Genomic DNA, 13,174 nt, shown 5'->3' with positions numbered 1-13,174 from the left:
AACGATTATGGCTGTAAGCGATCTATTATCACAAGACGAAATTGATGCGTTACTCCATGGTGTCGATGACGTTGAAGAGGAAGATGTCGAGACGTCCTCCTCCGCCGCGGATGCAACTGATTTTGATTTTTCGTCACAAGACCGAATTGTTCGTGGGCGCATGCCTACGTTGGAGATTGTTAACGAGCGTTTTGCTCGCCACATGAGAATCAGCTTGTTCAATATGATGCGTCGAAGTGCCGAGGTATCTATTAACGGCGTTCAGATGATTAAGTTTGGTGAGTACGTTCACACTCTTTTTGTTCCTACCAGTTTGAACATGGTTAGATTCCGCCCGTTAAAAGGTACCGGGTTGATCACCATGGAAGCGCGATTAGTGTTCATTTTGGTGGATAACTTCTTCGGTGGTGACGGTCGTTACCACGCGAAAATTGAAGGGCGTGAGTTTACGCCGACAGAGCGACGCATTATTCAAATGTTGCTTAAGCTTATTTTCGAGGACTACAAAGAAGCTTGGGCGCCAGTTATGGACGTTGGTTTCGAATACTTAGATTCGGAAGTGAACCCAGCGATGGCGAATATCGTGAGCCCTACAGAAGTTATTGTAATCAGCTCGTTCCACATTGAGCTAGACGGTGGTGGCGGTGACTTCCACGTGGCGCTGCCGTATTCGATGCTAGAGCCGATTCGTGAATTACTAGACGCTGGTGTTCAAAGTGATAAAGAAGACACCGACTTGCGTTGGAGTAAAGCACTACGCGACGAAATTATGGATGTACCTGTCGATTTACGCGCCAAGCTTTGCGACACAGAACTTTCATTGCACGAAGTGATGGATTTAGAAGCCGGAGACATTATTCCGATTGAAATGCCAGAGAACTTAACTGTGTTTATTGAAGACTTACCAACGTTCCGAGGCAAGTTAGGCCGTTCAAGAGACAACTTAGCGATTCAGGTGGCGTCGAAGATTCCACGCCCAGAGACCGTTAAGTCAGACATACACATGCTAACTCGTGGAGGTCGTCGTATCGGTGGTGATGCGGAACTTCAGGAATTAGAAAAAGATTTTGACCCGAAAAAACGTTAAGGGTTTGAGGAGAGAGAGATGGCAGACGATACCGATAAAAGAGATGACAACGACGATTTAGATGACTGGGAAGCCGCATTGGCAGAACAGGCAGCTTCTGAGTCGGAAGGCGATGACGCGGGAAGTGGTGTAGAAACTGCTGAACTCGAAGAGTTAACCGACGCGCCAGAACCAAATACGGAAGAGTCACGCAAGCTCGACGCAATTCTGGATATTCCTGTCACAATTTCTATGGAAGTAGGGCGAAGCCAGATTAGCATTCGTAACCTTTTGCAGTTGAACCAGGGCTCTGTTGTTGAGCTTGAACGTATTGCGGGTGAGCCGCTAGATGTTTTAGTGAACGGTACGCTAATTGCGCACGGTGAAGTGGTTGTGGTGAACGATAAGTTTGGGATAAGGTTGACTGACGTAATTAGTCAGATTGAGCGTATTCGGAAACTTAAATAATGTCACAACCTGAAGTTGCGAGTGGAGTGACCACATTGGGCCTCGCCGATGTGGGAACAACACTCCTTATGCTGTTTCTTGTACTTGGACTCATTTTCGCACTTGCGTGGATGGCCAAGAAAATGCGGTTGGGCTTGCCCAAGTCGCAAGGCAACATGCAAGTAATACAGCAAATGTCGTTAGGTCAGAAAGAGAGACTTGTGGTGGTAAAAGCTGGAAAAGATAACCTGCTTTTAGGTGTCACGAGTTCTCAAATTAGTTATATCAAGACGTTAGGCGACGATTTTGACGAAGAATCGGAAATAACGTCAAAACAAACAGAATAAGCCTTGTCTGTTCATGCTGTGGCAGCAATAATGGTATGAACAATAATGATAAAAATGGCTCCACCATGAAACCGATACTTTACGTTCTGCTAGTTTGTTGCTTGTTTATTTTGCCCGACGTAGCTGTAGCCCAGCAAGACTCGGTAACGGCGGTAACAGTAACGACTAACGAAGATGGTAGTCAGGAATATTCTGTAACCCTGCAAATACTTGCCATAATGACCGCGCTGAGTTTTATACCAGCGATGGTGATTATGATGACCTCTTTCACCCGAATTATTGTTGTGCTGGCTATTTTGCGCCAAGCGTTGGGCTTGCAAAGTCAGCCTTCGAGTCAAATTCTTATTGGTTTAACGCTCTTTCTGACGTTTTTTATTATGACGCCGGTGTTTAATCAAATTAACGATGATGCATTACAGCCTTACATTAATGAGGAAATTGCGCCATTAGAGGCTGTGGAGAGGGCAAGAGCCCCTATAAAAGCCTTTATGTTGGCGCAAACACGGGTGTCTGATTTAGAAACCTTCCTAGATATCGCAGGCTATATTGAGATCGACCAAGTTGAAGATGTGCCCATGTCAGTGCTGATACCCGCGTTTATTACCAGTGAATTAAAAACTGCGTTCCAGATTGGATTTATGATTTTCATCCCGTTTCTGATTATCGACTTGGTAGTTGCCAGTGTTCTTATGGCCATGGGTATGATGATGCTATCGCCAATGCTGGTGTCTTTGCCGTTTAAGTTGATGCTATTTGTGCTTGTCGACGGTTGGGGCCTCGTTGTGCGTACCCTTGCCGGTAGCTTTGGAATCTAGGAGGGTTTATGTCTCCAGAAATGTTCGTCGATGTGTTCCGTGAAGCCATGTTTATGGTGGTACTTATGGTGAGCGCAATTATTATTCCTAGCTTAATAATTGGTTTAGCTGTTGCTGTATTCCAAGCGGCAACTTCTATTAACGAACAAACACTAAGTTTTTTACCCCGTTTGATAGCTACTATTGTAGCGATTGGTCTTGGTGGTCACTGGTTTGTTCAACAGCTTATGGAATTTACTATTGGAATGTATATGCGCATTCCTGAAGTTCTTGGCTAATGGAAATCTATCTAGACACCATTCTTACTTTTTTTGCCCAACACTTTTGGCCTTTTGTCAGAGTGGGGGGAATGTTTATGACCATGGCTTTGTTAAGTGGTCGAAGCATACCTACCCAAATTAAATTATTTGCTGCTGTCGCCATTACAATTGGCATAACACCAGCATTACCTCCAGTTGAGTATGAGTTTGATACTGTTTCCGCGCTTGGGATGTTTATCACTGCCCAACAAGTGCTTATTGGCATGTTATTAGGCATTGTTTCGTTAATGGTGATTAATACGTTTACGCTTGCAGGACAAATTCTAGGTATGCAAATTGGCTTAGGTTTCGCCGCGATGGTCGATCCTAGCTCGGGCCAACAAGTACCAGTGTTAGCTCAATTTTATTTATTACTAGCATCCTTAATGTTTCTTGCTTTCGACGGTCACTTAATGATGATTCGTATCGTTGCAATTAGTTTTGATGCGATCCCTATAGGTCCAAGAGGTCCAGATGCTGATGCATTGATGCATGTGGTTGAATGGGCATCATGGATGTATTCTGCAGGCATGACATTCGCGCTATCTGCGGTAATTGCTATATTGGCAATGAGCTTAGCGTTTGGAGTGATGACTCGTGCAGCTCCTCAATTGAATATTTTCACCATAGGTTTTCCAATTAAGCTCGTTTCCGGGTTGATCATTTTATGGCTAACCATCGGAAACTTTACCAGACACTTTGAGGCGCAATGGCAACGTGGACAAGAAGCTTTGTGTTTTGTGCTCGGTGGGTGTTGAGGTGATTTATGGCTGATGAAGAACGTACAGAAGAACCCACGGCCAAAAAGCAAGAGGACGCCAGGAATAAAGGCCAAATTGCGCGCTCTAAAGAGCTTGGAACGCTCGCCGTGTTGTTGTCTTCGGCTGTCGCGCTTATTGTTGCAGCGCCATATTACGCGGAAAGCTTAAAGAATGTTATGGAGCTTCAGTTCGCGCTGGAGCGCGAGGATGCCTTTGACAAAGGGGTGATATTCTCCTTGTGGCCCGAAGTGGGTAAGCAGTTATTCATCCCTACACTTATATTCTTTAGCATCGTAACCGTGGGGGCCTTTATAGGGAATGTGATTGTAGGTGGTTACAACTTTACGTGGAAAGCGATAGAACCTAAACCGTCTAAAATGAACCCTTTGAAAGGTTTAAAACGCATTTTAGGGTTACAGTCTGTTATTGAACTGATTAAAAGTATTGCTAAGTTTGCGGTAGTGGTTACGGTTTCCTATGTACTTCTAGCTTGGCAGTTTCCTGACATCGTAAGACTCTCCGAAGGTGTTCTTCCTACCATTTTCATCGATGCACTGAAAATTTTGGGGATAATTTTCGTGCTCATGGTGTGTAGCCTTATTGTCGTTGTCATTATTGATGTGCCGTACCAGCTTTATAAGCATAACGAACAGCTAAAAATGACCAAGCAGGAAGTGAAAGACGAGAGGAAGAACGCGGAAGGTAACCCGCAAGTGAAAGCTAAAATGCGCTCGATGCAGCTTTCGATGCTGATGAAAAGAATGATGCAAGATGTGCCAAAAGCAGACGTTGTGGTAACCAACCCGACTCACTTCGCTGTCGCGCTGTCTTATGATACGGACGGTAGAGCAGCCCCTCGCGTCATCGCGAAAGGTACAGACGACATTGCAGCACGCATTCGTGAAGTAGCCATGGATTCAGAAGTGCCTATTTTGCAAAATCCATTGTTGGCGCGGGCACTTTATTACACCACAGAGCTTGGGCATGAGATACCTGAAGGGCTGTTTATGGCCGTGGCACAAGTTTTGGCCTATGTGTATCAGTTAAAAGAGTACAAAAGAGGTAGACGTAAGCGTCCGAAGCAACCTGCTAAAGACTTACCGATACCAGAAGACATGCAATTTGATAGTTAGATTGCTCGAGCGCACGGGTTTAGCTATGATCCGCAGCTAATATAGGATAGCTAAGAAGTATTATGGTTTCTGAGTCTCTGAAAATTGCGTTGGCACAAGTAAATTTTACTGTGGGAGCGCTCGACAAAAACTTTGCGATATTACGCGATTGTGTTTTATACAATACACAGGCCGATCTTATTGTTTTCCCTGAGTTGGGCTTAGTTGGGTATCCGCCCGAAGACTTATTATTCAGACCCGACCTCTACGCAGAATTAACGGATCTAGAAGAAGAGCTTCTCAAGCTTTCTCATGAAGTGGCTATTTTAATCGGTCACCCTGAAACAGACGGGAATCGTTACTTTAATGCTGTAAGTTTTTACCAAGATGGTCATAAAACTGTGACCTACCGCAAACACAACCTACCTAACTATGGGGTGTTCGACGAGAAGCGTTATTTCACGCCTGGCGAACAAACGGTTGTAGTGGACTTTAAAGAGCACCGGTTGGGCTTGCTTATTTGCGAAGACCTTTGGACGCCAGAGCCTGTCCGCGCGGCGAAAGAGGCTGGCGCAGACATTATTGTGAGTATTAATGCGTCTCCGTATGAAGAATATAAATACCCACAGCGCTTACAGGTGTTGAAAGCTAGGTGCCAAGAAGTAGGCTTGCCTCTTGTCTATGTTAACGCTGTAGGTGGGCAAGACGAGCTCATCTTCGATGGTAACTCGATGGTGCTCGACAGTGACGGCGAAGCCTGTGTCACGTTGCCACATTGTGAAAGTGCTGTGGAAACCGTAGAAATAAAGAAACGTGATGTTCTTACCAAGTCGTTGGTGGAACAACCGGATTTATACCATGCGATGTACGATGCTTTAGTTATGGCGCTTCGGGATTATGTTGAAAAGAACGGATTCCCAAGTGTATTACTTGGCTTGTCTGGCGGCATAGACTCTGCATTAACGCTCGCTATAGCAGTTGATGCGTTGGGTGGAGACCGAGTGCATGCGGTAATGATGCCTTACCATTATACGGCCTCAATAAGTGTTGAAGACGCGAAGCAGCAAGCAGAAATTCTGGGTTGTGGTTTTGATGTAGTTCCCATTGAACCAATGGTGCAAACCTACCTGAAGCAGCTTGAACCTTTGTTTGGTGGGAAACAAACCGATACCACAGAAGAGAATTTGCAAGCTCGATGCCGCGGAGTGTTGTTGATGGCGTTGTCTAACAAACACGGTAGCCTGCTACTCACCACCGGGAATAAGAGTGAGTTGGCGGTGGGCTATTGCACGTTATATGGTGATATGTGTGGTGGCTTTGCTCCTATTAAAGACCTTCCTAAATCTTTAGTTTATGCGCTTTCAAATGCCAGAAATAAACTAGGCTCTGCAATTCCTGAGCGCGTTATTACGCGGGAACCATCGGCGGAACTTGCTCCTGACCAAAAAGACCAAGACTCGCTACCGCCTTATGAGGTGTTGGACGAGATTATTGATGGTTACGTAGAGCGAGACTTAAGCGTTGCCGACTTAGTTGCTTCTGGTTACGCTAAACATGAAGTGGAGAAGGTTGTTAAACTTATTGAAAGAAGCGAATATAAACGTAAGCAGGGTGCTGTTGGCCCGAAAGTAACACGACGAAATTTTTCTAAAGACCGTCGTATGCCAATTACCCATGGTTACTTGAATACCCTGTTGAAACGATAAGCTAAAAGTAGAGCCTGAAGAGGATGCAATGAAAAAGATAGAAGCAATTATTAAGCCTTTTAAGTTGGACGATGTACGCGCTTCGCTTTCAGAAGTTGGAATAGCGGGCATGACAGTTTCTGAAGTAAAAGGCTTTGGACGTCAGCGCGGCCACACTGAGCTTTATCGTGGAGCGGAGTACATGGTGGACTTCTTGCCAAAAGTGAAGTTGGAAATCGTTGTAGCGGATGACGACGTAGAGCGGTGCTTAGAAGCTATTATGGAGACTGCTCAAACCGGGAAAATAGGTGACGGTAAAATCTTCGTGACAGACGTAGAGCGCGTTATTCGAATTCGTACAGGTGAAAGAAATGAGGATGCAGTTTAAGCATCCTCTTGGTTTTCTTTTTATCTAAAATTCGCTTCCAGAATTGTTCTTGCGTCGGCGGCTTGTTGTTCTAAGCCGAGACGATTGTAGCTCTGAATCATGATCAATAAAGCATCTTCTTGCTCTGGAATGCCAGGGTGAGACTCAATCACTCCTTTTGCACGATTTGCCGCAGCGGCGTATGCCTCGCGGCGAAGATAGTATTCCGCAACCGCTAGCTCGTGTTTGGCTAAACGTGAGCTTAATCCAACTAAACGCTGCCTTGCGTCTGCTGCATAGTCACTGTTAGGGAAAATACGAATAAGTTCTCTAAACTCATCGAACGCACGTTGCCCGTAATACGTTGAGCGGTCAGAACGGTCGATACCAAATGCGTCTTGCATGAAGCTGAATTCGGCTTGTTGATAAACTAGACCACGCATGTAACGCACATAGTCTAAATCGCCGTGACTCGGGTTGAGTTGTAAAAACTTGTCGATAGCTGCAAGAGCTTTGTCTTGGTCTCCTATTTTGTAATAGGCATAGATTAGGTCAAGTTGCACTTGGCTAGAATAAGGTCCGAAAGGGTAGCGGCTGTTAATCTGTTGCAAAGCCACCGCTGCGTCTCCAAAACGGCCCACGTCGAGGTATCTTTGGGCGTTGCTGTACATAATGTCTATACTGCTACGTTCTACCACTTCTTCACTAGGACTCGAAGAACAGCCGCTCAATAAAATTGTCGCTAGGAGCGCTGTGGTGATAACTACTCTCATTGTTTATTAACCTTCATTTTTTGATTTCGCTAGGATGGAATGCGACATCAGGGTACACTTTATGTTTGCACGGATTGTAACGTAACGACACGAGGTTGCACAGTACAAGTTCTATGACTACCAATGTAAACGAAACTGGAATCGTTCCAGACGAATGTCTTGGCTTTCGATTCGACCAAGCTCTTGCGGAAATGTTCCCGCAGTTTTCACGTTCTAAGCTAAAAACTTGGATTCAAGATGGAAATATAACTGTAGACGGACGAGTGGTGACCAAACCCCGAGAGAAGGTTGTGCCAGGAATGGAAGTGGTGCTTAACGCAGAGCTTCAACCGGAAGTGGAATATATTCCACAGAAAATTGATTTAAATATTGTGTATGAAGACGATGATGTGTTGGTGATTGATAAACCAGCCGGTTTAGTTGTGCACCCAGGTGCTGGTAACAAAGACGGTACTTTGCTTAATGCGCTACTTCATCATTGCAAAGGTTTAGAGAATCTCCCTCGTGCAGGTATAGTGCATCGCCTTGATAAAGAAACGAGTGGCCTTATGGTTGTGGCAAAGTCTTTGGAGGCATACACCGGATTGGTTGCTGATCTTCAAGAGCGCGAAATTACTCGAGAATATGAGGCTATTGTTACTGGTGTTCTGACCGCAGGTGGAACAGTTGATGCCCCCATAGGCAGGCATCCGACGAAGCGAACATTAATGGCCGTGACTCGCAGTGGTAAGCCGGCAATGACACATTATCGAGTGATTAAAAAGTTTAGAGCGCATACTCATTTAAGGTTACGTTTGGAAAGTGGTCGAACGCACCAAATTAGGGTGCATATGGCTTCATTAAAGCACCCATTAATTGGCGATCCACAGTATGGTGGAAGACCCAAGCCGCCACCTAAGGCCGACCCTGAACTACTTAAAATGCTTACAACGTTTCCACGCCAAGCGCTACACGCGGTTCGTTTAGCATTCGCACATCCGATAACAGGTGAGGTAATGTCTTGGAACTCTCCATTACCTGTTGATATCCAGAAACTCATAGAAATTCTGGAACATGATCATGAGCAATTTAAGTGAAGCTTCTTTCATTTTTCCGCGCTGGCAACTTCCTGCCAGCGTAAAATGCGCGTTAACTACTCGGGTGGGCGGTTGTTCTACCCCTCCCTTCCATAGCTTGAACTTGGGTCAACATGTAGGTGACCTAGCCCTGTCTGTAAAAGAAAATCGTAATCAGGTTAAGCAATATTTAAACTTGCCCAGCAAACCGCATTGGTTAAACCAAGTGCATAGTAACCGCGTTGTGGTTCCTAGCCAGTTTGATTGGGATGATCCGCCCGAGGCTGATGCCGCCTACACATGTGAGCCTTCCCAAGTACTCGCTATTATGACCGCAGATTGCTTACCTCTATTGTTGGTTGGTTCTAACACAACAGAAATTGCTGCTGTTCATTGTGGTTGGAAAGGTGTAGCCAACGGGATTGTAGAGAAAACTCTAGAACACTTTAAAAGTCCTAGGGAAAACATCTCAGCCTATCTCGGACCGGCTATTGGGCCAGAGGCTTTTGAAGTTGGTGAAGATGTTAGGCATGCTTTTTTGAAGTTGTCCCCGACACACGAAAAGCATTTCATGCAGTTCGCAGCGAAATGGAAATTGGATTTGGCGAGCAGCGTGGTGTCGGAGTTACAACGCTTTGGTGTTGTGAAATCGACAGTGAGTGGGCGCTGCACTTTTTCTGAAGAGGATACGTTTTTTTCGTACAGGCGTGACGGCACCACTGGCAGAATGGCTGCATTTATTTGGATAAACGACTAGTTTTGTCAGTGATTGATGATTTAAATATTAGAACCCTCTTGTATTTTGGTGAAAAAATACCCACATAGAGAGTAAGAGATTACAAGTGTGAGGTACCAGTGATGCGATTAGATCGTTTTACTAGCAAATTTCAGTTAGCCATATCAGATGCTCAGTCTATCGCGCTAGGCCGAGACCATCAGTACATTGAGCCGGTTCATTTAATGACTGCATTAATGAACCAAGAAGGCGGCTCTGTGCGACCACTTCTTCAGCTTTTGGGTGTGAATTTAAATAACTTACGAGCTGACCTTAGCAAAGCGATTGACGAACTACCTACCGTGGAAGGTGCCGGTGGTGAGGTTCAGTTGTCTTCCGCAACAGGAAACCTATTAAACCTGTGCGACAAATATGCTCAGAAAAGAAAAGATACATACATTTCGAGTGAAATGTATGTGCTTGCGGCAACAGAAGACAAAGGAAAGCTTGGAGATATTCTACGCAATAACGCTGTAACGAAAGACGGGCTTGAGCGTGCTATAGAAGAAATTCGAAATGGTCAGAAAGTTGATGACCCAAATGCAGAAGAGAAGCGCCAAGCATTGGACAAGTATACGGTAGACCTAACCGAGCGAGCTGCTCAAGGTAAGCTTGATCCTGTTATTGGTCGTGACGAAGAAATTCGACGTGCCATACAGGTGCTGCAGCGCAGAACTAAAAATAATCCAGTACTGATTGGCGAACCGGGCGTAGGTAAAACAGCAATTGTTGAAGGCTTGGCACAGCGTATTGTGAATAACGAAGTGCCAGACGGGCTAAAACATAAGCGTGTTTTGTCTTTAGATCTTGGAGCTCTTCTTGCTGGCGCCAAATATAGAGGTGAATTTGAAGAGCGCTTGAAGGCGGTGTTGAACGAACTGCAGCAGGAAGAAGGTCAAGTCATCCTCTTTATCGACGAACTTCACACCATGGTGGGAGCGGGTAAAGCCGACGGCGCTATGGATGCGGGTAATATGTTGAAACCTGCATTGGCGCGCGGAGAGTTGCATTGCGTAGGTGCTACCACTTTAGACGAGTATCGTGAATACATCGAAAAAGATGCTGCGTTGGAGCGTAGATTCCAAAAAGTATTGGTGGAAGAGCCAAGCGTGGAAGATACCATTGCAATTTTACGTGGCCTAAAAGAAAGGTATGAATTGCACCATTCGGTAGAGATTACCGATCCTGCAATTGTCGCTGCGGCAGCGTTGTCACATCGTTACATAAGTGATCGGCAATTACCTGATAAAGCCATCGACCTTATCGATGAAGCTGGTTCTAGTATTCGTATGCAAATAGACTCTAAGCCAGAAGAATTAGACCGCTTAGAGCGCCGAATGATTCAACTTAAGCTTGAACGCCAAGCTTTAAGTAAAGAAAAAGACGACGCGAGTAAAAAGCGGTTAGAAGTATTGCAAGAAGAACTAGACGGCTTAGAGCTGAAGTTTAGTGACCTTGAAGAGGTGTGGAATTCTGAAAAGGCTGCACTTCAAGGGCATCAGCATATTAAAGAGCAACTCGATCAAGCCCGAACCGACTTAGAAATTGCGCGACGCGCTGGTGATTTAAACCGCATGTCTGAATTGCAGTACGGTAAAATTCCGTCGTTGGAGAAGCAATTAGACTTAGCGTTACAAGCGGAAATGCAAGAAATGAGCTTGCTGAAAAACCGTGTCTCAGAGGAAGAAATTGCAGAAGTTCTTTCTCGCTGGACAGGAATTCCGGTTGCTAGAATGCTTGAAGGTGAGCGAGACAAGCTTATTCGTATGGAAGAAGATCTTCATAAGTACGTGGTTGGCCAAGATGAAGCAGTGGTTTCGGTAGCCAATGCTATTCGTCGCTCTCGTGCCGGTTTAAGTGATCCAGACCGTCCTATTGGTTCATTCTTATTCCTAGGTCCGACAGGTGTTGGTAAAACAGAGCTATGTAAGTCCTTGGCTCGCTTTATGTTTGATACCGAAGACGCGATGGTACGTATCGACATGTCAGAATTCATGGAGAAGCATTCTGTAGCGCGACTCGTAGGTGCTCCTCCTGGGTACGTAGGTTATGAAGAGGGTGGATACTTAACTGAAGCGGTTCGACGTAGACCATATTCGGTAATATTGCTTGATGAAGTCGAAAAGGCACATCCCGATGTGTTTAATATTTTACTTCAAGTGTTAGACGATGGACGTTTGACTGACGGGCAAGGTCGTACGGTCGACTTTAGAAACACGGTTATCATCATGACGTCTAATTTAGGCTCTCAGCTTATCCAAGAGAAAGCGGGTAGCGTGGATTACGATGAAATGAAGGCGTTGGTGATGAATGAGCTTACTTCAGCGTTCAGGCCTGAATTCCTGAATAGGGTTGACGAAACTGTTGTGTTCCACCCACTAGCCAATGCCCATATTAAGAAAATTGCGGGCATTCAAATGCAGCGTTTATTGAAACGCCTAGAAGAAAAAGGTTTTGAACTCGAGGTTACAGACGCGGCGCTGGAACAGTTGGCAAAAGTTGGCTTTGATCCAGTGTTTGGAGCCCGACCTTTAAAACGAGCCATTCAGCAAGAGTTAGAAAACCCTCTGGCACAAAGCATATTAAAAGGAGAGTTTTCTGCTGGTGACACAATTAAAGTCGACGCAGGTGAGAAGGGACTAGAACTCACTCGTTAACACGCAAACCTTGTCAATAGACCGAGTTACTGTGATATTCTTAGCGATACTATTCGTAACTCGGTCTTTTTTATTTTATGTCTGAACAGCAATCGAAACTTACCAAACGAGGTATTTACCTGCTTCCCAACTTATTGACTACAGCAGGGCTGTTTTCTGGTTTCTACGCCATAGTGGCATCGATGAACGGAAACTTTGAACAAGCTGCCGTAGCTGTTTTTGTGGCAATGGTGTTTGATGGCCTCGACGGAAGAGTTGCAAGGATTACGAATACCCAAAGCGAGTTTGGTGCCGAGTTTGACAGCATGGCAGACATTGTATCGTTTGGTATGGCTCCAGCATTAGTAGCTTATAACTGGGCTCTGCATGATTTAGGTAAGTTCGGTTGGTTAGCCGCGTTTATCTTTGTGGCTGGTGGGGCATTGCGCCTTGCACGTTTTAATGCGGCGCATGCGACAGCCGACAGTAACTACTTTCAAGGCTTAGCTATTCCGAGTGCCGCGGCTATTGTGTCTGGAATGGTATGGGTTGGCGCAAAATATGAGATAGATCCTACAGATGTTCATTGGTTAGTCGCTCTATTCACTATCGCTTGTGGCTTACTAATGGTGAGTAATTTCAAGTATCACTCATTTAAAAATGTCGATTGGCGCGGCAAAGTAAACTTCTTAGTGATTTTAATAATCGTGATGTGTTTCGTTATTGTTGCTACAGAGCCAGCCATTGTTTTATTTGTAATGTTTACTGTGTATGCCATCTCTGGGCCTGTATTCACAATTAAAAACGTGAGCAAGTTAAAATTGGAACATGTTCTAGGTGATCCTCAGGAACATGAGGATGAAACTAAGAAAGATACCCCAAAAGAGCCTACAGAATAGCCGACTTGGTTGAACTTTGAGCAGTTGAAAATAAAGTTCAAAAAAGATCTTGATCGTTGCTCAATGATCTTTATAATGCGCCGCCGTTGTCACCGAATAAGTGGCAACGGCGGAGTCACTTTAAGAAGCTTACAAAA

The 13,174-nt window shown here is 45.0% G+C and carries 13 protein-coding genes and 1 pseudogene; 13 read left to right on the top strand and 1 reads right to left on the bottom strand.

What is annotated here, in order from left to right; genetic code table 11:
- Nucleotides 1-7 precede the first annotated feature (7 nt).
- The 9 genes and pseudogenes from fliM to glnB all read left to right on the top strand — a co-directional run bounded on the left by fliM (nucleotide 8) and on the right by glnB (nucleotide 6,920).
- Nucleotides 8-1,087 carry a flagellar motor switch protein FliM gene (gene fliM / locus EYQ95_RS11055; protein WP_111916023.1) on the top strand — a complete coding sequence of 360 codons (1,080 nt, stop codon included), beginning with the start codon at nucleotides 8-10 and terminating at the stop codon, nucleotides 1,085-1,087.
- A 195-nt stretch (nucleotides 1,088-1,282) separates the two neighbouring features.
- Nucleotides 1,283-1,534, top strand: a pseudogene (gene fliN / locus EYQ95_RS27225) (flagellar motor switch protein FliN); the annotation flags it as partial.
- Entirely contained in the window at nucleotides 1,534-1,860 is a 327-nt protein-coding gene (fliO, locus tag EYQ95_RS11045; RefSeq protein WP_111916021.1) for a flagellar biosynthetic protein FliO, read from the top strand. The pseudogene fliN and the gene fliO, both read left to right, overlap by 1 nt.
- A 35-nt stretch (nucleotides 1,861-1,895) precedes the next feature.
- The gene (gene fliP / locus EYQ95_RS11040; RefSeq protein ID WP_243699902.1) at nucleotides 1,896-2,675 is read left to right on the top strand and encodes a flagellar type III secretion system pore protein FliP; all 780 of its coding nucleotides are present in this window, start codon (nucleotides 1,896-1,898) and stop codon (nucleotides 2,673-2,675) included.
- Between the two features lie 8 nt (nucleotides 2,676-2,683).
- Entirely contained in the window at nucleotides 2,684-2,953 is a 270-nt protein-coding gene (fliQ, locus tag EYQ95_RS11035) for a flagellar biosynthesis protein FliQ (RefSeq protein ID WP_111916020.1), read from the top strand.
- Nucleotides 2,953-3,732 carry a flagellar biosynthetic protein FliR gene (gene fliR, locus EYQ95_RS11030; protein ID WP_111916019.1) on the top strand — a complete coding sequence of 260 codons (780 nt, stop codon included), beginning with the start codon at nucleotides 2,953-2,955 and terminating at the stop codon, nucleotides 3,730-3,732. Before fliQ ends, fliR begins: the two co-directional genes overlap by 1 nt.
- An 8-nt stretch (nucleotides 3,733-3,740) precedes the next feature.
- Nucleotides 3,741-4,868, top strand: a complete 1,128-nt coding sequence (gene flhB, locus EYQ95_RS11025) for a flagellar biosynthesis protein FlhB (RefSeq protein WP_111916018.1) — start codon at nucleotides 3,741-3,743, stop codon at nucleotides 4,866-4,868.
- Between the two features lie 62 nt (nucleotides 4,869-4,930).
- A complete protein-coding gene (locus EYQ95_RS11020) occupies nucleotides 4,931-6,553 on the top strand; it encodes an NAD+ synthase (protein ID WP_111916017.1) in 1,623 nt (540 codons plus the stop codon).
- Between the two features lie 28 nt (nucleotides 6,554-6,581).
- Entirely contained in the window at nucleotides 6,582-6,920 is a 339-nt protein-coding gene (gene glnB / locus EYQ95_RS11015; RefSeq protein WP_111916016.1) for a nitrogen regulatory protein P-II, read from the top strand.
- A gap of 20 nt (nucleotides 6,921-6,940) precedes the next feature.
- Here glnB and EYQ95_RS11010 read toward each other — a convergent pair whose 3' ends face one another.
- A complete protein-coding gene (locus tag EYQ95_RS11010) occupies nucleotides 6,941-7,672 on the bottom strand; it encodes an outer membrane protein assembly factor BamD (RefSeq protein ID WP_111916015.1) in 732 nt (243 codons plus the stop codon).
- A 113-nt stretch (nucleotides 7,673-7,785) separates the two neighbouring features.
- On the opposite strand from EYQ95_RS11010, the gene rluD reads away from it, so the two are divergent.
- The 4 genes from rluD (at nucleotide 7,786) to pssA (ending at nucleotide 13,037) form a co-directional block, all read left to right on the top strand.
- Entirely contained in the window at nucleotides 7,786-8,748 is a 963-nt protein-coding gene (rluD, locus tag EYQ95_RS11005) for a 23S rRNA pseudouridine(1911/1915/1917) synthase RluD (RefSeq protein ID WP_111916014.1), read from the top strand.
- Nucleotides 8,732-9,484, top strand: a complete 753-nt coding sequence (pgeF, locus tag EYQ95_RS11000; protein ID WP_111916013.1) for a peptidoglycan editing factor PgeF — start codon at nucleotides 8,732-8,734, stop codon at nucleotides 9,482-9,484. The genes rluD and pgeF overlap by 17 nt, the downstream gene beginning before the upstream one ends.
- A gap of 101 nt (nucleotides 9,485-9,585) precedes the next feature.
- Nucleotides 9,586-12,159 carry an ATP-dependent chaperone ClpB gene (gene clpB, locus EYQ95_RS10995; RefSeq protein ID WP_111916012.1) on the top strand — a complete coding sequence of 858 codons (2,574 nt, stop codon included), beginning with the start codon at nucleotides 9,586-9,588 and terminating at the stop codon, nucleotides 12,157-12,159.
- Nucleotides 12,160-12,236: 77 nt separating this feature from the next.
- On the top strand, nucleotides 12,237-13,037 hold the full coding sequence (gene pssA, locus EYQ95_RS10990) for a CDP-diacylglycerol--serine O-phosphatidyltransferase (protein ID WP_111916011.1): 801 nt from the start codon (nucleotides 12,237-12,239) through the stop codon (nucleotides 13,035-13,037).
- Nucleotides 13,038-13,174: the final 137 nt, after the last annotated feature.

The organism is Lysobacter sp. N42, assembly GCF_004344885.1.
This window is presented reverse-complemented; position numbering and strand designations above follow the sequence as displayed.